The 22,896-nt window shown below is 58.7% G+C and carries 23 protein-coding genes; 7 read left to right on the top strand and 16 right to left on the bottom strand.

Annotated elements, in window-relative coordinates:
• The first annotated feature begins 89 nt into the window (after window positions 1-89).
• Window positions 90-554 carry an RrF2 family transcriptional regulator gene (locus tag PhaeoP97_RS12740; RefSeq protein ID WP_072505374.1) on the top strand — a complete coding sequence of 155 codons (465 nt, stop codon included), beginning with the start codon at window positions 90-92 and terminating at the stop codon, window positions 552-554.
• A gap of 40 nt (window positions 555-594) precedes the next feature.
• Here PhaeoP97_RS12740 and PhaeoP97_RS12735 read toward each other — a convergent pair whose 3' ends face one another.
• Entirely contained in the window at window positions 595-3,120 is a 2,526-nt protein-coding gene (locus PhaeoP97_RS12735; protein ID WP_072505373.1) for an ABC transporter permease, read from the bottom strand.
• Window positions 3,117-3,833 (bottom strand): ABC transporter ATP-binding protein, encoded by a 717-nt coding sequence (locus tag PhaeoP97_RS12730; RefSeq protein ID WP_072505372.1) that lies wholly within the window; start codon window positions 3,831-3,833, stop codon window positions 3,117-3,119. Before PhaeoP97_RS12730 ends, PhaeoP97_RS12735 begins: the two co-directional genes overlap by 4 nt.
• Before the next feature lie 51 nt (window positions 3,834-3,884).
• Here PhaeoP97_RS12730 and PhaeoP97_RS12725 point away from each other — a divergent pair, with 51 nt between their 5' ends.
• Complete coding sequence (locus PhaeoP97_RS12725) at window positions 3,885-4,526, top strand: arylesterase (RefSeq protein ID WP_072505371.1); 642 nt, start codon at window positions 3,885-3,887, stop codon at window positions 4,524-4,526.
• 133 nt (window positions 4,527-4,659) lie between these two features.
• Here PhaeoP97_RS12725 and PhaeoP97_RS12720 read toward each other — a convergent pair whose 3' ends face one another.
• Complete coding sequence (locus PhaeoP97_RS12720) at window positions 4,660-4,866, bottom strand: cold-shock protein (RefSeq protein WP_072505370.1); 207 nt, start codon at window positions 4,864-4,866, stop codon at window positions 4,660-4,662.
• A 269-nt stretch (window positions 4,867-5,135) separates the two neighbouring features.
• Entirely contained in the window at window positions 5,136-5,687 is a 552-nt protein-coding gene (locus PhaeoP97_RS12715; RefSeq protein ID WP_072505369.1) for a L,D-transpeptidase, read from the bottom strand.
• A gap of 434 nt (window positions 5,688-6,121) precedes the next feature.
• On the opposite strand from PhaeoP97_RS12715, the gene PhaeoP97_RS12710 reads away from it, so the two are divergent.
• Window positions 6,122-7,363, top strand: a complete 1,242-nt coding sequence (locus PhaeoP97_RS12710) for a hypothetical protein (protein ID WP_072506465.1) — start codon at window positions 6,122-6,124, stop codon at window positions 7,361-7,363.
• Window positions 7,364-7,482: 119 nt separating this feature from the next.
• Window positions 7,483-7,908: a thioredoxin TrxC gene (gene trxC / locus PhaeoP97_RS12705; RefSeq protein WP_072505368.1), complete on the top strand. Its 426-nt coding sequence runs from the start codon at window positions 7,483-7,485 to the stop codon at window positions 7,906-7,908.
• A gap of 47 nt (window positions 7,909-7,955) precedes the next feature.
• Here trxC and PhaeoP97_RS12700 read toward each other — a convergent pair whose 3' ends face one another.
• Window positions 7,956-8,174, bottom strand: a complete 219-nt coding sequence (locus PhaeoP97_RS12700) for a hypothetical protein (RefSeq protein WP_072505367.1) — start codon at window positions 8,172-8,174, stop codon at window positions 7,956-7,958.
• Between the two features lie 630 nt (window positions 8,175-8,804).
• Complete coding sequence (locus PhaeoP97_RS12690) at window positions 8,805-9,056, bottom strand: hypothetical protein (protein WP_072505365.1); 252 nt, start codon at window positions 9,054-9,056, stop codon at window positions 8,805-8,807.
• Between the two features lie 370 nt (window positions 9,057-9,426).
• Here PhaeoP97_RS12690 and PhaeoP97_RS12685 point away from each other — a divergent pair, with 370 nt between their 5' ends.
• Entirely contained in the window at window positions 9,427-10,284 is an 858-nt protein-coding gene (locus PhaeoP97_RS12685; RefSeq protein ID WP_072505364.1) for a hypothetical protein, read from the top strand.
• A gap of 63 nt (window positions 10,285-10,347) precedes the next feature.
• Here PhaeoP97_RS12685 and ettA read toward each other — a convergent pair whose 3' ends face one another.
• Entirely contained in the window at window positions 10,348-12,015 is a 1,668-nt protein-coding gene (gene ettA / locus PhaeoP97_RS12680) for an energy-dependent translational throttle protein EttA (RefSeq protein WP_072505363.1), read from the bottom strand.
• Between the two features lie 304 nt (window positions 12,016-12,319).
• Window positions 12,320-12,499: a hypothetical protein gene (locus PhaeoP97_RS12675; protein ID WP_072505362.1), complete on the bottom strand. Its 180-nt coding sequence runs from the start codon at window positions 12,497-12,499 to the stop codon at window positions 12,320-12,322.
• A 10-nt stretch (window positions 12,500-12,509) separates the two neighbouring features.
• Here PhaeoP97_RS12675 and PhaeoP97_RS12670 point away from each other — a divergent pair, with 10 nt between their 5' ends.
• Window positions 12,510-13,124, top strand: coding sequence for a nicotinate-nucleotide adenylyltransferase (locus tag PhaeoP97_RS12670; protein WP_072505361.1), 615 nt, complete (start codon window positions 12,510-12,512; stop codon window positions 13,122-13,124).
• On the opposite strand, the gene PhaeoP97_RS12665 is transcribed toward PhaeoP97_RS12670, so the two are convergent.
• On the bottom strand, window positions 13,104-13,910 hold the full coding sequence (locus tag PhaeoP97_RS12665) for a DMT family transporter (protein ID WP_237029026.1): 807 nt from the start codon (window positions 13,908-13,910) through the stop codon (window positions 13,104-13,106). The two genes, PhaeoP97_RS12670 and PhaeoP97_RS12665, sit on opposite strands and share 21 nt — an antisense overlap.
• Window positions 13,911-14,052: 142 nt before the next feature.
• On the opposite strand from PhaeoP97_RS12665, the gene dacB reads away from it, so the two are divergent.
• Window positions 14,053-15,537 (top strand): D-alanyl-D-alanine carboxypeptidase/D-alanyl-D-alanine endopeptidase, encoded by a 1,485-nt coding sequence (dacB, locus tag PhaeoP97_RS12660; protein ID WP_072505359.1) that lies wholly within the window; start codon window positions 14,053-14,055, stop codon window positions 15,535-15,537.
• 116 nt (window positions 15,538-15,653) lie between these two features.
• Here the strand turns inward: dacB and PhaeoP97_RS12655 are convergent, their stop codons facing one another.
• The 7 genes from PhaeoP97_RS12655 to PhaeoP97_RS12625 form a co-directional block, all read right to left on the bottom strand.
• On the bottom strand, window positions 15,654-16,391 hold the full coding sequence (locus tag PhaeoP97_RS12655) for an ATP-binding cassette domain-containing protein (RefSeq protein WP_072505358.1): 738 nt from the start codon (window positions 16,389-16,391) through the stop codon (window positions 15,654-15,656).
• A gap of 5 nt (window positions 16,392-16,396) precedes the next feature.
• Window positions 16,397-17,596, bottom strand: a complete 1,200-nt coding sequence (locus tag PhaeoP97_RS12650) for an alanine racemase (protein WP_072505357.1) — start codon at window positions 17,594-17,596, stop codon at window positions 16,397-16,399.
• A gap of 12 nt (window positions 17,597-17,608) precedes the next feature.
• The gene (locus PhaeoP97_RS12645; protein WP_072505356.1) at window positions 17,609-18,559 is read right to left on the bottom strand and encodes an ABC transporter permease; all 951 of its coding nucleotides are present in this window, start codon (window positions 18,557-18,559) and stop codon (window positions 17,609-17,611) included.
• 96 nt (window positions 18,560-18,655) lie between these two features.
• Complete coding sequence (locus PhaeoP97_RS12640) at window positions 18,656-19,708, bottom strand: substrate-binding domain-containing protein (RefSeq protein ID WP_072505355.1); 1,053 nt, start codon at window positions 19,706-19,708, stop codon at window positions 18,656-18,658.
• Window positions 19,709-19,729: 21 nt separating this feature from the next.
• A complete protein-coding gene (locus PhaeoP97_RS12635; RefSeq protein ID WP_072505354.1) occupies window positions 19,730-20,995 on the bottom strand; it encodes a M20 family metallopeptidase in 1,266 nt (421 codons plus the stop codon).
• Complete coding sequence (locus PhaeoP97_RS12630; RefSeq protein ID WP_237028936.1) at window positions 20,992-22,329, bottom strand: ROK family transcriptional regulator; 1,338 nt, start codon at window positions 22,327-22,329, stop codon at window positions 20,992-20,994. Before PhaeoP97_RS12630 ends, PhaeoP97_RS12635 begins: the two co-directional genes overlap by 4 nt.
• A gap of 114 nt (window positions 22,330-22,443) precedes the next feature.
• Window positions 22,444-22,866, bottom strand: coding sequence for a tellurite resistance TerB family protein (locus PhaeoP97_RS12625; protein ID WP_014875525.1), 423 nt, complete (start codon window positions 22,864-22,866; stop codon window positions 22,444-22,446).
• Window positions 22,867-22,896: the final 30 nt, after the last annotated feature.

Below are 22,896 nucleotides of genomic sequence, written 5' to 3'. Positions count from 1 at the left end.
GACCTATTGTGGTTTTGATACATGTCAAAGAGCCCTTTGCGCCCTTATGTCATCTTGTCTTGCACAGAGGGCGTTTCGGAGGGCCAGCCATGCGGATTACAAAACGGACAAATATAGCGGTACGGCTGTTGATGTATTGTGCGGCCAATGCGGATCGCCTGGTCACCAAATCTGAAATCGCTGTGCGCTGCAATATCTCGGAGAACCATTTGGCCCAAGTGATCAACCAATTGGCGCAGCTTGGATATCTGCACACGCAACGTGGCCGCAACGGCGGCATGTCACTGGGCAGATCCGCCGATAAGATTGGTGTTGGAGACGTGTTTCGCGCGGTTGAAGGCACGGTCCCGATGGTCGAGTGTTTTGCCGATGCAGACAACACCTGTCCGCTGGTCTCTGCCTGCCGGTTGCGGGTGGCGCTGACGGATGCGGCGCAGGCGTTTTACGCCTCGCTGGACGGAATCACGCTAGAGGCACTGGTGTGTGACAATGATGCGCTGTTTGCATTGTTTGAGGCACCGCCCTCAGCCGGATGTATGCAGCGCGCGAGCTGACGAACTTCTGGCGGATGACCGATCGGGGCAGACGCGGGGATCAGTCCCGCGCCCTCAGGATGCGGGCGGGGCGCACTTGTAGGGGGCGCCAGGCAAACACCAGCCCGGCCAGCAGCGTTGTCAGGATACCACCGCTGATGATCGCCAGTGCATTGCTCCAGATCACCTGATAATCGCTCTCAAACACATAAGTGTTGATGGCCCAGGCGCCTGTCATTCCAGCAATCAATGCGACCAACCCTGCCCCGGCTCCCAGAAACACGGATCGCAGGGCAAAGCTAACAAGGATCTGCCTGCGCGGTGCACCCAGCGTTTTCAGAACGGCGGCTTCATAGCGACGGGCCGGTTCGCCAGCAGCAGCGGTTCCGATCAGCACCATAAAGCCGGTCAGCAATGTCGCAGCGGCACCATATGCGGTGGCAGAGGCCAGCTGCCGCAGGAGATCAGACACCCGGTCCAATGCGTCGCGGACACGGATTGCGGTGATATTGGGCATTGCACGGGCCAGGTCCCGCAGGATCTGCGCTTCGGCCTCCTGTTCTGCATAGACAGTGGCAATGAAACTATGGGGTGCCCCGGCAAGCGCGCTTTCGTTCAGCACCATGACAAAGCCCATGCCCGCGGTAGAGAAATCAACTTCGCGCAGGCTGGTGATTGTTGCGGTGATATCGCGGCCCAACACATTGATGGTCAGCGTGTCACCGATACCAATCCCCAGTTCTTCCGCCTCTTCGCGGGCAAAACTGACCTGGGGCGATCCGGTATAATCCTCGGGCCACCACTCTCCGGCGACAATGCGCGTCGTTTCAGGTTGAGCCGCAGCATAGGTGATGCCGCGATCTCCGCGCACGACCCAGTGATCCCCTGCAACCTCGGTCGCGGGCCTGTCGTTGATGGTGGTGAGGATCGCGCGCAGCATCGGCGCACTGTCCACCCGCTCCACAGCCGGGTCTTCCTGTACGCGGGCCAAGAAGTCGGGCATCTGGTCGCGCTGTATGTCGACAAAGAAATAGGAGGGCGCAAGATCCGGCAGATTACCTACAATCGCACGCCGCATGTTGCCATCAACCTGCCCAATGGCGGCCAGCACCGTTAGACCCAGTCCAAGTGCCAACACGGTTGGTACCGCCCCATCCCGCGATGTCCCTATCGCGGACAATGCCCAGCGGAGGGCTGGATACCCACGCGTGAGCGGTGCTGCACGCCGGGCAATCCAGCCAAGCACAAGCGCGGCCACCAGCAGAACAGCCAGTGCGCCGATCAAACCGCCCGCAGTCCAGAGCGTCAGTGTAACAGCGCCGCTGAACACGGCTGCCGCTGCGATAAGCAGGGCAACAGATACGGCGGTTGCAACGACATAGCGGGGCGCGGGCCAACGGCTGCGGCTGTCCAATGCGTCGCGAAACAACGCGGCGGCGCGGATTCTCTCGGCGCGGGCCAGCGGCCACAGGGCAAAGATAAAGGCGGTCAAAAGACCATAGAGCGCGGCCTCGCTGAGGGCGGGAATAGAAAGGCCGAAGACGGCCGGAAACGGCAGCTGCGCCGCGATCAACGGGCCAAGCAAGACAGGGGCCAGCCCGCCAATTAGCAGGCCAATTGCAACGCCAAGGATAGCCAGCGCGCCGATTTGGATGAAATAAGTCAGAAAAATCGTGGCACGGTCCGCTCCCAATGTACGCAGGGTGGCAATTGTAGTGGTCTTGCCGACCAAATAGGCGCGCACCGCAGCAGATACGCCGATTCCGCCAACCGCCAAGCCGGACAGGCCAACCAACACCAGAAACCCGGCCAGACGGTCAACAAACCTGGCAATTCCTGGTGCCCCATTGCGTGCGTCGGCCCAGCGCATGCCGCTGGCATCAAAATTTGCTTCGGCACGGGCTTGCAACTGATCCAGATCGGTGTCCGCAGGCAACGTCAGCCGGTATTTGCTGGAAAACAAGGTGCCGGGTTGCAAAAGACCCGACTGGGCCAGAGCCTTGGTCCGTACAATGGTGCGCGGGCCAAGGGTGAAGCCCGCACTGGCAGCGTCGGGCTCGTTCTCCAGTATTGCAGTCAGGGCAAAGCTCTGCGTGCCAAGGGTGAATTGATCCCCGATAGTGAGGCCCAGCCTGTCTGCAAGCACCCGCTGCATCACGCCGCCGGGCACCCCATCTGCGCCGTCGAGCGCCTGACCAAGGGGGATATCTGGTGCCAGTCGCACGGTGCCGACCAACGGGTAGGCGTTGTCGATGGCCTTCACCTGCGTCAGGGCGCGTTCCTCGCCAACCACTGCCATAGAGCGAAAATCGATGACCTCTGATTGCGTGATGGCGTGTTCGGCCATCCAGCGCCGTTCATCGTCATTGGCGCGGCGGTAGGTAAAGCCCAGTTGTGCGTCACCACCCAGCAGAACGGCACCTTCGTCACTGAGACCCGTTTCAATGGCCGAGCGCAGTGACCCGATGCCGGCAATGACTGCCACGCCAAGGGCCAGGCAAATGAGGAAGACACGAAACCCCCGTAAACCGCCACGCAACTCACGGGCGGCGAAGCGGCTTGCCAGCGACCACGCGCTGATGTTCATTCTGCGGCCTCACGTGTGGTGGTTTGGTCCAGGCGACCGTCACGCAGATGGATCACCCGGTCGCAGCGTGCTGCCAATTCGGGCGCATGGGTGACCATAATCAACGTCGCACCATAGCGATCACGCAGATCAAACAGCAGTTCCATGATCGCGTCCCCGTTTGTGGCATCTAGGTTTCCGGTCGGCTCATCTGCCAACAGAATGCGAGGGCGGGTGACCAGGGCGCGCGCCAATGCGACGCGCTGCTGCTCGCCGCCCGACATCTGCGCCGGGAAATGTCCGGCCCGGTGACCCAGGCCGACGGCCTCCAACTCTGCCTGAGCGCGTTCAAAGGCATGCTTGTGCCCGGCGAGTTCCAGCGGAGTGGCGATGTTTTCCAGTGCCGTCATCGTCGGGATCAGATGAAAGCTCTGGAAGACGACACCCATATTGTCGCGACGAAACCTGGCCAGCGCGTCCTCATCCATGGCGGTGAGGTCTTGACCAAGCGCCGATACCGTACCGCCTGTGGCCTGCTCCAGCCCGCCCATGACCATCAGTAGCGAGGATTTCCCGGATCCGGAGGGGCCGATCAAGCCCAGTGTCTCGCCCGTTCGCACCTCTAGCGAAATATCATGCAGGATTTCCACCGGCCCGGTATTGCCAACCAGCGACAAAGACGCATGTTGGAGGTTCAAGATGGGATCGGAATGTGAGATCGTGCTGGACTGCATAATGAACCGCGCCTTCTTTGGGACATCTCTCGATATGGAGCCTTTACGCCAATGCGCAAGATGATGGCAGGATTGATTTTTATATTAACTGCGGCGATTGCGCAGGCCGAACCAGTGCGGATCGCCGCCCTTGGTGACAGTCTGGTGCAGGGCTATGGTCTGCCGCAGGGGCAGGGCTGGGTGCCACAGTTGCAGGACTGGCTGGATATCAACGACGCCGATGCGCAACTTATCAACGCCGGTGTGTCGGGTGATACCACCGCAGGCGGCGCGGCACGCATTCAATGGACGCTTGCCGATGGGCCGGATGCGCTGGTCGTTGCATTGGGCGGCAACGATCTGTTGCGCGGTGTCGCCCCGGCAGAGAGCCGCGCCAATCTGACCCGTATTTTGGAGGTTGCCAAGGAAACATCCGTGCCGGTTCTGCTGGTCGGGATACAGGCACCCGGCAACTATGGCGCTGACTACAAAGCAGAGTTCGACGCGATCTTTCCAGAACTTGCAGCGGAATTCGGCGTGCTTTTGCATGCGGACAGCCTTGCGGGGATGCGAGCGAAAACCGGCAATGACCCGCAGGCGGCAGGCGTGTATTTGCAGGATGATGGCATCCATCCCAATGCAAAAGGGGTGGCGCTGAATATCGCTGCTATCGGACCCAAAATACTGGAACTGATCGCACAGGCGCGTCCCTAGGTCACAGTAATATGGCGGGTCATTGTGCCCACGCGAGTCTTCTGAACCAAACAGAGGTGTGGAAGTTGCGTGTGTTAGAACGAAAGACGGCCCCGAAAGGGGGCCGACAGCTGATCTTGTTAATTTCTGGCGGTTAGGCCAGTTGGATATCAACGGCAGACTCGCGACCGTCACGGCCGGGCTGCAGTTCGTAGGTCACTTTCTGATTGTCAGCAAGACCGGTGAGTCCGGACCGCTCAACAGCGGAAATGTGTACAAACACATCGCTGCCGCCCGAGTCGGGTGCAATAAAACCGAAACCTTTAGTGGTGTTGAACCATTTGACGGTGCCTGTGGCCATCGTCTTATTCTCCTAGTCTTTACTCAATTCTCTGTCCGCGACATGCGACAGCCCGGCAATGCCATTGCGTATTCATGACCGAGCCTCCGGGGACAGCAATGAGTTCTGCATAACGTTGCGGTGACAATCTTGTCGCCAATATCCCTTGGGTGCAAGTGTTATAGTGACGGTTGTCTGCGAGTTGTGCAGGCTGAGCATCGCATTGGCAATGCTCGGCTCTGCTTTGGCGGCCTTATGCCGTATCTGGCCCCGGTGCGGCTATGCGCCGCTCAGAGCACCGTCACCACGGTGCCCACTGGCACCCGCTCGTACAGATCGACAACATGTTCGTTCAGCATACGGATGCACCCGTTGGAAACGGAATGGCCAATCGTTTGCGGCTGATTGGTGCCGTGGATGCGGAAATACGTGTCCACGCCGTTCTGAAACAGATAAAGCGCGCGTGCGCCAAGCGGATTATCAGCGCCACCCGGTTGCACATATTTATTGTCAACAAAGCGTGCATATGCGCGCGGGTCACGCTCGATCATCTCATTGGTGGGACGCCAGGTCGGCCATTCCTTTTTAACTTGGATCAGCGCCGTGCCAGTGAACTCTAGCCCTGCGCGCCCGACGCCAACCCCGTAGCGGCGCGCCCGTCGCGGCTCGGTTACGTAATAAAGGTAGTAGGATCGCGGCAGCACAAGGATCTGCCCGGGGGCGAATTCCTTCTTGATGCGGACCTCTTGCGGCGTGGGGTCAAAGACCGTTTCGGCTGACCCGATCTGGGGCCAGAGCGAGGCTGCGGTAGAGCTGGCCAGAAAGGCGCGGCGTGACAACATGCGAGGCTCTTTCGGTTTTGGAACAGATGCAGTCAGTCTGCGGTGGAGTGCCGATCCGGTCAATAGGTGGCCCGGTGCGGATCCGTTGCAACGCCGCCTGCGCGACGTCAGCGCAACAGGTGCCCGCAGTCAGGACGCTGTCTCCTTAGCAGATCAGGCTTCGTCAGATCACGAAGCTGTGATACTCTGTGATTGGATCGCGTTTCTGATCCACCGCCAGTTTCGGCGGATTTCAGCGATTGGCGACGGTATTTCCGGCACAGCTGCGGGGGCAGTTCCACCGGCAAGGTCGCACGGGGGTACGCGTTATTTTCTAGCGGTTTGGTGTTGGGCCTGTTTGGCCTGCAACCGGATTGACCCTGTCTGAGATCGGCCGGGTGTTGTGCGCAGCACGGCTGGTGGTCTGTCGGGGGTCATATACTGGAGTAACGATTGTGACTGTTTCATTTGGGGGGCGCGCGGTATTGGCCGCGCTGACGATGGCTGTGGGCATGACCGCAGCCCACACGGGCGAGGCACAGGAGGGCGTCGGTTTTCTCGCAACCTCACTGCGGTATTCGGAACGGATGTTGGACCGGCAGGAGGATGTGACCAACAAGGTCGCCATCGCCTTGCGGGCGCGGCAGTCCGGGCAGCTGGGGATCAACAAAATCACCTTTGGCGGGCGCTTCTTAGGCACGGTGATCTATGAGAACACCAATACGCCCGGCAAGTTTCCGATCCTGTCGCGGTTGCCGCCCACCCACACCAGCGGCACCTCTGACACCTATGGGGTCATCAATGATATCTCGCTCATCGCCACCGCCACGACACCTTTGCTGACAGCGGTGGTGCAGGGCGAATATACCGAGGTCGAATATCCCGGCCAGAATGATATCCAACTGCGCAAGGCCTGGCTGGCAATCGGCGACCTGGACCGCTCTCCCTTCTATGTGGCGGTGGGGCGCAAGACCGTGAACTTCGGCAATTTCGCCAGCTACGCGCCCTTCACACACACCCATAGCAGCCACTATTTTTGGGCCCAGACCAAGGATCCGCTGATTGAGATCGGCTATATTACGGATCGCACCGAGCTGGCGTTGTCGATCATCCGCAACCATCGCGGCAATCGGGTGATCAGCAGCCCGAAGAACGATGACCACTACACCAATTATGCGCTGAACGCGGCCCATCGTATTCCGCTGGCCAATGGGATGGGGCTGAAACTGGGGGCCGGTTTTCTACGCGGGACGATCTACGACAGCGCCATCGCCCATCATCCGCCCGGCAGCGGCATTGATCGCGGCTGGAACGGTGCATGGGATGTCCACGCCACCCTCAGCGGAGAGCGTTTTGACGTCATGGCCGAATTCACCCAAACTACCGACCGCTGGCCTGCCACCGACCATAAGGTCAGCGCGCTGACGCTTCAGGGGCGCTACCGGAGTGAGTTTCTGGGACGTCCTGCGGTCTATTCGCTGTCTGCCAGTCACGGGCGGCAGGGGGCATCGGGCACCGAATGGGAATCGATGTCGCAGGTCATTCTGGGGATGGAGGTTGCGGTGGCCCCCAATGTCACATTGGGCGCAGAATACCTGTTCAACGATGGGTTTGTGCCGCTGATCCTGCCCCGGCGTACGGGCGATGCCGGCGTGCAGTCCCATAGTATCATTCTGGGCGCGAAGCTCACCTTCTAGGGCCGTGTGCTCTGGGCGCAGGTCTCTCACAGCCGCTGCATGGCTCTTGTCCCGCGCGCAATGTCACGTATATCGGGGGCAGGTCGCAACGGCGACCTTCTGCAAGGAGAGACCACGATATGGGCGCAAAGACCCTGACCTGCCTTAGTTGTGCGCAGCTGAACCGCGTGCCGGAGGACCGCCTGGCCGCGGGTCCCAAATGCGGCACCTGTGGTGCGGCGCTGATTCCGGCCGGGCCGATTGATGTTGAACCCGCCACCCTGCAAAAGGCTGCGGCACAGGATGATCTGCCGCTGGTGGTGGATTTCTGGGCGCCTTGGTGTGGCCCCTGCAAGATGATGGCGCCGGATTTTGCCAAGGCGGCAAAATCACTGAAGGGGCAGGTGCGGCTGGTCAAGCTGAATACTCAGACCCATCAGTCCACCGGCGCGCGTTACCGCATCAAGGGGATCCCGACGCTGGTGCGCTTTGCCCGTGGCAAAGAGCAGAAACGACAAGCCGGCGCTATGCGGGCAGGGCAGATCGTCAGCTGGGCCAAAGGGTAAAGATAGGGCCGTCCCGGTCAAGGCAGAAACTTGCTGAGGGGGTCGCCTCAGGCGGTGCGGCGAAGCTCATCCCGGTGCGGCTGCGCCATTGGGCCTAATCCGGGCGGCAGGTGGATCATAACCAAAATCGTCAAAACCGCGCTTGTTGTCCCGACGGTGGGATAGAGCATCAGGCTGTACCAAAGGGGTAGGGCAAAGAGGGTATAGGCGGCCACGGCAGAGAAGATCCCTGCAAAGGTTCCGACAATAATCCCTAACCAAGCCATTCGCTTCCCCTCTGAGTTGAGCTGAATTTAATCTACAATATTTAGGGCGGATCGCAACTCTTTCGTCACGCGCAGAATAGATCAAATTTTCCTTATTTTTGGTTAACCCGACACGACCTATCTGCCGTGTCTTATTGATGTCATGCTCATAAGGGTTTGATATAAAGTCAATATATCAGATTTATCCGGGTACAGCGCCTGGGTCGCGAAACCTAAAATTTGTCTAATCCTGTGAATTTTCAGTCGGATCACTGCGCGAAAACCCGCCGTTTTTCAGCATGAGCGCAACTGTCAGCGTCAGACCAAGCGCGCCACCCAGGGATGAATAAAGCAGCAATAACCCCCAAATGGGGAGGGCGTACACCACATGACCTATCACAGCTGCAAGCATCATCACGCCCGCACTTGTTAACATCGCCAACCAAGCCATCGCACCCTCACTACACATGTTAGGGAGCTGACCAAAAGTAGGCCGTGCAATCAATACCTCTAATGGTCAGTTGGGTGACAATATCGGTGTCTGAGCTGTTTTTTGATGCAGCCGTACATCAGAATGGCAGGAACCGCACCGCAGTGCAGCGTGTTGACAATGCAGAGACCTAAGGTGTCGGGCCTCAATACTGGCCCGTATCAGGCCCGCGCTGGTTTATGCGAAACCCCTTGATGCGGATGATGGCCGTAATCCTCCTGCGGATCCTGCGCCATTGCTTCACGGGCAGTTTTCTGCATCCATAGCAAAACAATCGCGACCAAAGCCGACGGCACACCAATCAGCGGATAGAGCAGCAGGCTCATCCCGAAGGACAATCCAATCAGCGTATAACCCAGAATGGCCGCATTCAGCCCGCCAATGACGCCTACCAGAATACCAATCCCTGCCATGCTCTGCCCTTTCTCTGGCCCGTCCCCCACGCGGTTCTCGCAGGGGGCATCGTTAGAGTATGGTTAAAGACTAGCGATGATTTTGTTCAAATTATGCCGATTGGGTGGCAAAGGGGGAAGAGGGGCAGCAGGTTTTCCATAGAAGCTCGCGACGACGCAGCTCTGATGTCTCGAGTCGCTCCATTCGTCCATCTGACAAGTGAAGGCTATACCTGATTTCTTTCATGCTTTGAACACATGCGGCGGCAATGACATCGACCTCATTTGCATCGTGCGCTCATATTTAGTCCCTGAGAAAGTTAGTTATTGAAACGGGTGTAGGTATAGGTTGAGATGTGCAACTGTATGACGAGCAATATTTGAGAGAAATATGTCAAAAAAAGCAATTTCAGAGAATGGCAAGGCTACGAGTGGCGCTGAAGAATCTCCACGGCCAATTTGCGGCATTGTTATGCCAATTTCTGATATCGACGGGTGTACTTCGGCTCACTGGACGGATGTCTTAGGGGTAATTTCCGAAGCGGCGGACAAGGCAGGCTATGAAGCGAAGTTAGTCAGTCAGCCCGACGACGTAGGGGTCATCCAGCAGAGGATTGTACAGAACCTATACGATTGCGAAATCGTTGTGTGCGACGTGAGTGCTAAAAATGCGAATGTCATGTTTGAACTCGGACTTCGTTTGGCTTTTGACAAGCCTGCAATCGTGCTAAAAGACGATAAAACCTCTTATAGCTTCGACACCTCACCAATTGAACATTTGGAATACCCTAGAGATCTTCGTTACTCTGTTATTCAACAGTTCAAAATCGATTTGTCGAAGAAAATTGTGGCTACTGTCAAAGCCTCTGCAGCGGCAGATTATACAACATTTCTGAAACATTTTGGAAAGTTCGAAGTCGCAGGGATCGAAACTAGAGAAGTCTCAGAAACCGAGTTTATTCGAGAGGAAATGAGAGAAACTAGACGTACCCTCAACTCTCTAGCCTCATATGTTCACGAAATGGCGATGGAAAGCGGAGCCAACCTGAACCGAAGCCGAGGTAGTTCACCTTTGAAAGACAGTATTTCTGGATTGCTCTTGAGAGGTGAGATCGATTCGACAGATGTTCACCCAGGAAATCATGCTTTGTATGAACGGCTTGCACCCAATCATTACGAGCGTTTTTCATCCCATAAAAGGTACGAGCAAGCCGTCGATCTGGCGGCGAGAGTAATTATGGAAAGCTAAATTAGCCGCTACCTCAAGACACAAGGTGGCGACGTTCAAGCCGCCACCTTGAAGCCCCTCAAATCACCGCACAAACTTCTTGTGCTTCAACCGCTTGGGTTCCAGCGCGTCGGCTCCCAGACGGCGCTTTTTGTCTTCCTCGTAGTCCTCAAAATTGCCCTCGAACCACTCCACATGGGCATCGCCTTCAAACGCCAGCATATGGGTGCAAATCCGGTCGAGGAAGAAACGGTCGTGCGAGATCACCACGGCGCAGCCGGCAAAGTCGACCAGCGCATCTTCTAGCGCCCGCAGGGTTTCGACGTCCAGATCGTTGGTCGGTTCGTCGAGCAGGAGCACGTTGCCGCCCTCTTTCAGCAACCGCGCCATATGGACCCGGTTACGTTCACCGCCCGACAGCAGGTTCAGCGGTTTCTGCTGATCGCCACCTTTGAAGTTGAACGAGGAGCAATAGGCGCGGGAATTGACCTGCGCATCGCCGAGCTCGATGATCTCGGCACCACCGGAAATGGCCTCCCAGACGGTTTCATTGTCTTTCAGATCATCGCGCGACTGATCGACATAAGACAGCTTCACGGTGTCGCCATAGGTGACGGTGCCTGCGTCGGGCTGTTCCTGGCCGGTCAGCATGCGGAACAGGGTGGATTTACCGGCGCCGTTAGGGCCGATCACGCCGACAATGCCGCCAGGGGGCAGATCAAAGGACAGGCGTTCAACCAGCTGCTTGTCGCCGTAGTGTTTGGAGATGCCTTCGACGTCGATCACCTTGGACCCCAGACGCGGGCCGTTGGGGATGACGATCTGGGCGCGGGTCAGTTTCTCGCGCTCGGATTGGCTGGCCAGATCATTATAGGCGTTGATCCGGGCCTTGGATTTGGCCTGCCGCGCCTTGGCACCTTGACGCATCCATTCCAACTCGCGTTCCAGCGTCTTCTGCTTGGATTTGTCTTCGCGCGCTTCCTGCTCAAGGCGCTTGGCCTTTTGCTCCAGCCAGGCAGAGTAGTTGCCTTCGTATGGGATGCCCTTGCCGCGATCCAGTTCAAGGATCCAGCTGGTGATATCGTCCAGGAAATAGCGGTCGTGAGTGACGCAGAGGATGGTGCCCTTGTAGTCAATCAGGTGCTGCTGCAGCCAGGCGATGGTCTCGGCATCAAGGTGGTTGGTCGGTTCGTCAAGCAGTAGCATTTCCGGCGCTTCCAGCAACAGCTTGCACAGGGCTACTCGGCGGCGTTCACCGCCCGACAGGTTGGCGATTTCAGCATCATCCGGCGGGCAGCGCAGCGCCTCCATCGAGATGTCGATCTGGCTGTCCAGATCCCAGAGGTTTTCCGCATCGATGCTGTCTTGCAGCGCGGTCATCTCTTCCATCAGCTCATCGGTGTAGTTCTCGGCCATCTCGACCGCGATCTGGTTGAAACGATCGACCTTGTCTTTCTTGGCTTTGACACCCAGCATGACGTTTTCACGCACAGTCAGGCTTTCGTCCAGCTTCGGCTCCTGCGGCAGATAGCCGACTTTGGCTCCCTCAGCCGCCCAGGCCTCACCGGTGAAATCTGTATCCAGCCCGGCCATGATCTTCATCAGGGTGGATTTACCGGCGCCGTTGACGCCGACGACACCGATTTTCACACCGGGGAGAAAGGACAGGTGGATGTTTTCAAAGCATTTCTTGCCACCGGGATAGGTCTTGGAGACCCCCTGCATGTGGTAGACGTATTGATAGGCAGCCATGAGACAGCTCCGTTAAGGGGGGAATTTGCTGGCTGGTGTGATAGCGGATGGGGGAGGCGGGGGCAATGCGGGATGCGGGGCGGGGGCTTTTTGAGGGTCTGCCCATCGCGGCCTGACGCACGTGACGTCCCTGAGGGACGGCCTGTCGGATCTTTAATCGCCGGGGCTTTGCCCCGGACCCCAGAGTATTTTGGGAAAGATGACAGGCGGTGCAACCCGTCACCTTTCTTCAAATACTCCGGGGTGAGGCCATATGGCCGAGGGGCAGCGCCCCTAGTTGCCTGGGCGGCAGCGCGCTACCCCGTCAGACAGAAAAGGAAGCTGTGTCGGCCCATGCGCGCATGTCCCCGATGCGCGCGCGGCAGGCCTTCAGGTTGGAAAGCCGCGAGGTGCCGATGCAAGCAGGGCGGGCAGGCGGGATGATCTCAAACTGTTCTTCGTCGGTCCACAACACCTGATTGATCTCACCTGCAACTCTGTGCATCAAGGCGGTTATGATGCATCGCTTGTCACATATTCCGCCTGGAACCACTGTTGGTCTGCTGGGGGGGTCCTTTGATCCACCGCACGAGGGGCACCGGGCGATTTCGCTTGCGGCGTTAAAGCGGTTCGGGCTGGATCAGCTGGTCTGGTTGGTCTCGCCGGGTAATCCGCTGAAGGCGCATCCGCCAGCCCTCTTGGAGCGGCGGATCGCGGCGGCGCAGGACCTAATGGATCACCCCCGCGTGCAGATCAGCGGGATCGAGGCCCAGCTTGGCACGCGCTACACCGCAGAAACCCTGTGCATCCTGCGCAAGCAGCATCCGGGTGTGCGGTTTGTATGGCTGATGGGGGCGGACAATCTGGCTGAGTTTCATCGCTGGAAAGACTGGCAGCAGATCCTTGAGACGGTGCCCGTGGGGGTGTTGGCGCGGCCCGGTGACCGGATCTCGGCGCGGCTGTCCCCTGCGGCGCGGCTATATGCACCATACCGGCTGAAGGGCGGGCAGAGCCGTCTTTTGGCCCGCGCTACGACTCCGGCGTGGTGTTTCGTAAATGTGCCGATGGTCAATGCCAGCTCAACCGAGATCCGGGCGCGGGGCGATTGGTCAGCGGCGCAGCCGCGCTGATAGAAGGCCCGCGCTGACCACAATGCCTAGACCGATCCAGGTCAGCGCGTCGGGCCATTGATCAAAGGCCCACCATCCCAGTGATACGGCCGCAATCAACTGGAAATACACCAGCGGTGCCAGCCGTGAGGCCGGTGCCTGCGCATAGGCAAAGAGCAGCAGCAGATTGCCCAGCATTGAAAACCCGGCACTGCCAAAGGTCAGTGCTGCGGTACTGAGGCTGGGGGCGGGCAGCGCGGTAAGACCAAGTGGCAGTGTCAGCAGGGCGCTGATTAACAGCTGGGTTAGGCTCAGCTGCAAGGGTGTGCCCAGATGCGATAGCCAGCGCGACGTCGTCAGGAACCCGCCATAGAACACGCCTGCCAGCACCGCCCAGACCAGATTGGCCGAGCCGCCAAGACCGGGGCGCACCACCAGCAATACGCCACAGAACCCCAGCGCCATCAATAAGCTACGCAGGGTGGTGGCGGGTTCACGTAGCAGCAGCATCGACAGTACATAGCTGACAATCGGCCCGACAAAGAAAGCAGCAAAGACATTGGCGAGGGGTTCGGTTTGCAGGGCGATTTGGATAGACAGGATGCCACCGCTGAGCAGGGCGGCCCGCAGCCATAGCCGCCAGTCGGCAAACAGCGGCCACGCCCCGCGCCAGGCAAAGGGCAGCACCAATACTGTGCCGATTGCAAACCGCGACCACGCCACAAATCCCGGTGTCGCCAGACCGCCCGATGTGAGCAGTTTCCCGCAAAGGTCCCCGGCAGGGATCATTGACATGGCGACAAACATGATCATGACTGCCCGTACCATTGCGCCAGCGGTAGCAGGCAGCCATGGAGAAGAAAAGCGGCCATATGTCCGCCAGCATGCGTCACAAAAACCTGTGGCACGTTTGCAGAATTGTAGGGGTTTTGGGTAGACTATTGCTAATATGATTTCGCGACGATTTTTTCTGACCACCAGCCTTGCCTCTGTGGCGGCGAATACCGCTTTGGCCAATGCGCCAGCCATATCGCTGCGCCCACTGGCGCGCGATCCGGCGAGCCTGATCAGCGCTGGTGGCGGGCTGAAGGGTCTGCTGTCCCGTGCGGGTCTGTCTGGTAAGGTTGCCTGCGCCGTGGCCGATGTGAAAACCGGTTTGCGGCTGGAAGCTGAAGGCGCCAGCGCTGGCCTGCCGCCTGCCAGTGTTGCTAAGGCTCTGACTGCGCTTTATGCGCTGGATGCGCTGGGGCCGGACCATCGCTTTACCACGCAGATTGTCGCGACCGGCGGAATTAGCGGCGGTGTGCTGTCTGGCGATCTGGTGTTGGTGGGCGGTGGCGACCCGATGCTGAACACTGATAATCTGGCAAAATTGGCAAAGGCGTTGAAAACTTCGGGTATCCGCGAGGTGCGCGGGGCTTACCGGGTTTGGGACGGGGCTTTGCCGCAGATCAAGACGATTGATCCGGGCCAACCTGATCATGTCGGCTATAGCCCGGCGATTTCGGGGCTCGCGCTCAACTACAATCGGGTGCATTTTGAGTGGAAACGCGCGGGGCAGAGCTGGGCGGTGACGATGGACGCCCGCACCAAGAAATACCGCCCAGAAGTGGCGGTGGCCACCATGAAGATCGCGCAGCGCAGCCTGCCGGTCTATAGCTACGCCGAGCGGAACGATGTCGACAACTGGACAGTGGCCAGCAAGGCGCTGGGCAAAGGGGGGGCGCGTTGGTTGCCGGTGCGCCATCCGGGGGCCTATGCGGCGGATGTCTTTCGCACCATGGCACGCGCCAATGGTATCAAGCTTGGCAAACCAAAGATGGCCAAGTCGCGCCCTTCGGGTCAGGTCGTGGCCCATCACAACAGCCCGCCGTTGGACCTGATGTTGAAAGCAACGCTGAAATATTCCAACAACCTTATGGCCGAAATGATTGGACTGGCCGCGACGCAGGCACGCGGCGGGCGGCCCCGCAGTCTGCGCGACTCTGCCGCCGAGATGAACCGCTGGGCGGCCGGCACCTATGGGATGAAGAACACCCGATTGGTGGATCACTCCGGCCTGGGAGAGGACTCTCGGGTAACACCGGATGATATGGTTAGCGCGCTGATTGCATCCTATCGCGACGGGCGGTTGAAACCGCTGCTCAAGGCCTTTCCGATGCGTGACAGCAAGGGGCGTGTTTTGAAAACTCATCCGATCAAGGTTGCGGCAAAAACGGGTACGCTGAACTTTGTCTCGGGCCTTGGGGGGTTTATGACGGCGGCGGACGGCACAGTGCTGGCGTTTGCGATCTTCAGCGCCGACCAGAACGCACGATCACGAATTTCGCGTGCCGACCGGGAGCGGCCAAAAGGCGCGAAGTCCTGGAACCGCCGGGCCAAACAGGTGCAACAAAAACTGATCGAGCGTTGGGGGCAGGTGTACGGCAGCTGACAGGCAACAGCGATGGCGTAGCAAACCCGGGATCACGCCTCAGACGATAGCGTCCAGAGATATAGGCCTAGGTCAGGCGGCAACCTGCTTTGTACTTGGTCGAATGATGACTTTGATTAGGTCTGAAGTCCGGTGATCATGGCGATAATTTCGTTTTTGTCGGTTTTTGCCGTCTCACGTACGCCGATCTGCTGGCCCCGGCGCAGCACACAGACGCGGTCGGACAGGCGGAACACCTGATCCAGGCTGTGACTGACGATGAGAATGGCAATGTTGCGCGCGCGAAGTGACAGCACCAGCTCTTCGACTCGCGCGGTTTCGGCAACGCCAAGCGCGGCCGTTGGTTCATCCAGAAGGATCAATTTGCTGGCCCAATGCGTCGCACGCGCAATCGCAATGCCCTGCCTCTGGCCACCAGAGAGGTCGCGAATGGTCGCACGCGCTGAGGGGATGCGGACGTCAAGCTCATCGACCAAGGTTTGTGTGTCTTCCATCATCTTGCGCTTGTCCAATAGGCCGAGTGGCCCCTTGGTCAGCTCGCGCCCCAAAAACATGTTCATGTAAACCGGTTGTTGGTCCGCAAGGGCAAGATCTTGATAAACAACTTCGATCCCGGCTTCGCGTGCGCCGGATGCATCTGCGAAACTGGTTTCGCGGCCATCCAGCCGGATTGACCCGGATGTTGGTCTGTGAACGCCTGAAACGATCTTGATCAGGGTCGATTTTCCAGCCCCGTTATCCCCGACAAGGGCGACGATTTCGCCGGGGTATAGGTCGAGCGAAAAATTCTCGATCGCGACCACTCCGCCGAACACTTTGTGGATGCCTTTCAGGGCAAGGGTGGCGTTTGTCATGCGGGTCACCTTAGGTCGGGCCAGGCTTCGCGCTGGCCGAATATGTTCTCGATTGTTGTGACGGTTGGCGCGCCGCTGGCGATGCCCGAGATGCCCGCGACATAGGCACGGGTCACAAAGGCCTGCCCCCGAAAGCCAAAGACAACGCTATCGCCGGCCTGCGGGGCGGATGGGCCAGCGCTGTCAATCATGCCGTAGTAGTCGATGGACTGGCTGTCGGGAATTTCGACAGACCGCCGAGTTGTCTGAGATGGGTCACGACCGACAATTGCCTGCACGTCATACTCAGGAAAAACCGGGTCAATATAAAGCCCGCCCCCGAAGCAATACGCCCTGTCGGCATGGGAATGCGACACTTCGGTCAGATAGGCGACGGCTGGCCGTTCCGGCAGGTCCTCAACCGCGTGCAGCGGGGTTGTGCCATGCAGGCCATTTCCGGGTTCGCACTGGGTGGCACCTGCCTCTGCCAGAGCGGGCAGCACTGCTGATGACGTTGTACCGGGGGCGTTGATTTCAATGCCGCTGCGCCCGGCCTTGGCAAGGGCTTCGGCGGCGCGGTTCAGTGTGGACAGGTTTGGGGTCGGCCTCACCTTGCGGGTGTCCTGATCGAATAAGAGCGCAGGGAAGGTCGTGATGCCTGCAAAATGCGCACCATCGCGGGCATCCATCCGGTCGGCGACGTCAAGGATGGCGGCGGCATCAAACCCGCCCTCGTGCCCCCGGTAGAAGATGTCATCGGTGGTCTGGATCCGCGCCATTAGGGCTTGGTCGCGACCTGCCCTATGTGCGGCTGTTGCGGCCTCATCTGCCTTGTCATCGTTGAACACGGTCCAGTAGTCGGGAGCAATGTGAGTGGCAGCAAGATCGGCCTCATTGCGCGGAATTTGCACCAGGTGGCCAAGGTGCCCGACCTTCAGACCTGCCCGTTCGCAGGCCACGGCACAGGCCATGTCTACGGCGACAGCACGGGGGATCCCGCCGCGCATGACCGCCTGACAGAACCCTGAATGCCGACCGACCTGCTTTGTCATGGCAAACGTCTTCAGGCCCAGTGCATTGGCGTTTTCAGCGAACACACGGGCATTGTCCTCTACGGTGTCCAGATCAAGGACATAGCAGTTGGTGGGTAGCTTTCCGTTTTGATGAAGCAGGATTGCTGCTTCTATTAGCGCGGGATTGCGGCGGGTGAGGAGATCAAGAAACATGGGTGGCCTCCGTTAGTGTGAGGTGTCGCGCAGCGATGCGGCGACAGCGATGAGGATGATAAGACCGCGCACGATCATCTGGTCGGACACTTGCAGCCCCATCAGGATCAACCCATTGCTGAGCATGCCCATCAATAGCGCGCCGATGAGCGCGCCGATGACTGACCCTTTGCCGCCGTTCAGGGCGGTGCCACCGACGATGACAGCCGCGATAACGATCATGAGATCAGTTTCCCCAAGCGTATATTTTGCGGCCTGCAAGCGTCCTGCATAAAGCAGACCTGCAAGGCCGGCGCATCCACCGCAGATCGTCAGCACAAGAAAGCGCACGCGCGCTACCTTGATGCCGGACACCTGTGCAGCACGGGCGTTGTCCCCGGTGGCCAGGACATGTGCCCCAAACCGGGTATGGCAGTAAATCACATGGCCGACAGCGACGCCGATGATTGTCCACCACACCAGTGATGGCACACCGAATAACTTGCCGGAGCCGAAGATCCCGGTGAACGTGTCATTTGTTACCGGGATCGAACGCAGGTCGGTCATGGTTCTTGCAACACCAGCAAAGAGCCCTAGCGTTGCCAATGTCACCAGGAAGGACGGCAGCCGTAGCCAGGCGACAAGCACGCCGTTGACTGCACCGATGGCCAATCCCGCGCCCAGACCTGCCAGGACTGCCAGCGGCATCGGCATGACCTGCATGACAACAGCGGCCGACAGCGCCGAAACCGCAACGGCAGACCCAAATGACAGATCAATCTCGCCTGCGGAAAGTGCAAAGACCAGACCGATGGCCATGATGGTTGCCGGCGCGGTTTGCAGGATGATGTTGGTCAGGTTGCGGGTGGATGTGAACCCTGCATCGCGAAGCGTCACGGCGAAAAACAGAAAGATAGCGATGAAACCGAGATAGACGATGTAGTTCTGCAAGTCGTACTTGCGGACAATTGAGGCAAGCGACATCCGGCCCTCCTGTTGCGCGATAAGTATCTTTCTGGCCGCAGTGACCAAGGATGTTAAGCGTCCGGCGGGACGAGATCGGCCCCGCCGATGCGGGCTTTAGTTCCCGGTCACGCTGGTCGGCGCGTTGATGTTCAAAGACTGCATCCAGCCTTCGGAAACATTGTTGGCGGTCACGGTCACGGCGGGGGCAACAACAAACGGTGGGGTTTCCTCACCGGCTAGCTGGCGTGCGCCGGCAGCGGCCATGGCACGGCCAAGCTCATAGGCTTCATCCGCCACGATTGCGGCAACGTTGCCACCCTTGACCATGTCGAGCGCAATCGGCTCGCTCAGGTCAAGGGTGACGATCTTGGTGTCGGTGTTTCCATTGGCGCGCAGGGCTGCAAGAACGCCCTCGGCAGGGCCAGCCCAGGTAACAAAGATGCCTGACAAGTCAGGGTTGCGCAGCAGCATGGCGTTGGCGATTTCCTCGGCGCGTGCGGGATCGCTGATGCCTGCCTCAGCCACGATTTCAATATTCGGATAGTTCGTTTCGATCGTGGTCTTAAAGGCGTTGTCGCGCTGATTGGTAACGTAGTATTGCGCGTCATGGAAAATCCAGCCGACCGTGCCTTTGTCATCAATCGCCGCGGCCAGGGCGTCTGCGGCTTGCTTGCCCATCTGAAACAGATCGTCGGTAACAATTGCTGCATAATCGGTGGGATGCTCGAAGCCCGCTGGCAAGTTTGACAGGAAGACCAGCGCCACATTTTCTGCGCGGGCTTCCTGAAATGCGGCTGCGGAGGTTACCGGATCCAAGGGGAGCGACAGAATGATGTCGGGCGAACGCGCCAGCGCGGTTTCAATGTCACTGCGTTGCTTGGCAGCGTCAAATGCCGCAGATGTTGTTGTCACAACTTCGATACCAAGGCGGGTAAATTCGTCGGTGGCGCCAGCCGTCACGGCATTCACAAAATCCGATTGATCGTGCCAGAGCAGTGCGGCGGTATGCCCCTGGCCTTGAAGCCTGGCCGCAAGCGCGTCTGAGACCGTAACCTGCGAAGTCGGTGTCGCTGTTTCACCTTGCGGCCCGATGGTCTGGGCAAATGTTGCCACGGATGAGAGCGCTAGAACGGCAGCACCGGTGGTAAGTAACTTGGTTAGTTTCATTGTTTCTCTCCCAGTTGTTCTTCAGGTTTCTGACGTTCCGCAATAGGCCACCATGAAACGGGCATACGCGCGGATCGCGGTGAAGTATTCCTCAAGTGAAAGATGCTCTTGCGGCGTGTGGCAGCAGGCGATATCGCCCGGCGCGCAATAGACTGTTGGCACACCCAGCTTGTTGATCAGAAATGAACTTTCTGACCAGAACGGTGCACCGCTGATGTGCCCCAGTTTGGGTTTTGCGCTGGATATCGTGCTGATCAGCAGATCAATTTCGGGCAGAGTGGTGGAAATTTCTGCGGCTGTTCCGCCGCGGGGGTGGTCGCGTCCGGCAGGATAGCGAATGTCAATTTCGATGCCGTCCTCATTTGGCGCGGCCCGTACCGCAGCTTCAAACTCCGCAACTGCTTGGTCGATTGTATCACCTGGCCGAAGCGAGCCAATGACCGAGAAACGGCACTCGCCCGGCACAGCGATGTATCCGCCGCCCTGCAAGCCGGTCACCAGAACAGAGGATTGCCCGGTCAGAGGGTGGGGTGTCAGCGATTGCCGGGTTTCGGCATGTTGCCAAACTTTTGCAAGGATCGAATGTGTTGCTTTCAACGCGTCCAGTCCCAGGTCAGGACGCCCGAAATAGGCAGACCGCCCGGACACGGTCACGTCTGCGATGAAAAACCCGATTTGCGCCGCATAGACCGACAGGTTGGTTGGTTCGACATAGATTGCAAAGTCCGGGCGGGCGATCTCACCGCTTTGCACCTTGCGCGTCCAGTGATCTATCCCGGCACTGACGCCGCTTCCATCCTCGCCGCTTTCCTCATCGCCAACAAATGCAAATGCCACATCGCCAGTCAAAGAAATGCCAGCAGTGTCCAACAGGTCTAGCGCAGACAAGGCTGCGCAGATACCGCCTTTCAAATCGGTGACACCTCGCCCCCACATCGCATCGTCAACGATGGCACCGCCAAACGGGTCCTCACGAGAGGTGCCCGCCCAATGCGCGCTCCAGCCCTCGACGTGAACAGTGTCGGTGTGGCCAATGAATTGGAGGCGTTTGCCCTTGCCAGTGCCAGTCCCGGTCCGTGCGCCCCAGATATTTGGCCGACCCGGTAAAAACTCTTCCGTTTGTGGGGAACAGCCCCGCTTAAGCATCTCATCATTTAGGAACGCGGTAAAATTAGCTTCGTTGCCGGTGATGCTATTGCGCGCAACCGCGCCTTTCAAAAGTGCAATGGCTTTTGCCTTGTCCAGTGCGGCATCCAGTTTTTCTGCCCATTCATTCGCTATGATCATGCCACGCCCTCCCAATTGGGCGCGCAGAGTTGCGGCAAATCGAACGCGATGGCCCCTAGGCCAGCCGCAAAAACGGATTGATGAAGGTGTGAAAGCCCGACCGCTGCGCCCCCAACAAGTGCCGCATGTTCACCAAGCTCCGACTGACGAATGGCAATCGGGTTGGGAAAGCAGGCGGCAAGCGCGACTTCAATGCGTGTAAGAAACTCGGGGCGATGGCCGATTGACCCGCCGATGACAACCATTGACGGGTCCACCATTGCACCAACGGTCGCGATCAGGCGGGCAACCAGGCGGGCGGTTTCGTCAAGAACGGTTTCGGCCTTGGCGTCGCCCACCTGCGCCAGTTCAAAAAGCTGTCGAACATCAACTTTTGTTCCCGAGAGCTCGGCATACCGGTTGATCATCCCGAACGATCCGGCTTGTCGCTCGAAGGCGCCGGTTCGCAGCGATGCTGGATCGAATGGGTCAGCGCCAAAGGGCAGGAAGCCCAGTTCGCCCGCGGCCCCCGTTGCACCGTGGACGATGTGACCCCTTACAATTATGCCCGCACCGATGCCTGTCCCAAGCGAGATAAAGGCCATATTGTCGACCTCCGAGGCGCAACCGCTCCAATGCTCTCCGATAGCGGCGAGGTTTACATCATTTTCAACCTGAACCTCGAACCCAAGCTCGCTCTCTAGCTCGGCGACAAAATCGATCTCTCCGATGGCGCTGATGTTTGGGGCCATTTTGACTGATCCGGTGTTTTGATCGGGCACACCGGGAACACCAACGGCTGCAAACATGACCCGCGACCATTCGATGTTAGCGACCTTGGCCGCACGCTTGCAGAGATTCCCAATCTGGCGCGCGACGTCAGCGCCGCCGCGGGGATCGGTCATTTCGGTCAGTTCGGACACCACGCGACACGACAGATCAATGATCGCCGCCCGCACCTTGGTGCCCCCTAGATCAACGCCGCAAACGAAGGCCGCGTCCGGTACAAGTTGATAGGTCGTGGCCGTGCGCCCGACGTGTCCCGAGGTCCGACCGGTTTCGGTGATCCAGCCTTCGGATTGAAGGTCATAAACAATTTCGGAAACTGTCTGCTTTGACAGGCCGACTTCTTTGGCGAGGCTGGCACGCGAGATCGGCGCAGAAGCCACGATTGCCTGCATGATCGCGCTTCTTGAGAACTGGCGAGAGAGTTTTTTTGATCCGATCACGCATTCAACTCCTTTAGTTCGGTAATGGAACGAACTAAAATGACCTGTGTCAAGTGAGTTGTGGTCGTGATGCGTAAGCTTCTGAAATAATGAAACTTTTATGATAAATGTGCCGTAGATACGCAAGAGGGGCCTCAGACAGAGACCCCTCTTTCAAAGGCAACCTATGGAATCGTCCCAATGCCGCTCAATCAGATATGGCGGATATTCATCCTTGAGACAGCATTGGAAACGTTGGCGTCAGACCATATGCCGGGCGCGAGCCCCGCGTTCGATGGCGGCAGCGTGCAGCCGGTCGATGTTCAGCTCGTAACGGATCTCTTCCAAAAGCCGCAGTTCAGACTCCGCGAGGCTGCCATCGGCGGCAGCCACATCGCAGGCCAGCGCATAAGCGGTCTCAAACAGGCGCTCCGGCAGATCCTCACGGATCAGCCCAAACAGCGCGTCCAGCCCGTCTTCTTGTTCGAACAGGTCAAACACCGTCTGCGAGGTGCGATTGACCCGGTCAATATCGTAATCGGCAAACACGGGCAGCATGTTCACCGCCGACTGGATCTTCACCAGTTCTGCGGTGCGGATATTCTCATCCGAGGCCGACACCGCCACCATCAGCGCAACAAGGCAATCCTGCGGGGTAAAGGGATGGGCGGTTTGGGTGTTCATTATGAAATCCAGTAAATTGGCATGTGTTCT

This window comes from Phaeobacter porticola (assembly GCF_001888185.1).
GTDB classification, from domain to species: Bacteria; Pseudomonadota; Alphaproteobacteria; order Rhodobacterales; family Rhodobacteraceae; genus Phaeobacter; species Phaeobacter porticola.
The sequence above is the reverse complement of the archived record's forward strand: the minus strand, read 5'-3'. Positions and strand labels throughout refer to the sequence as shown.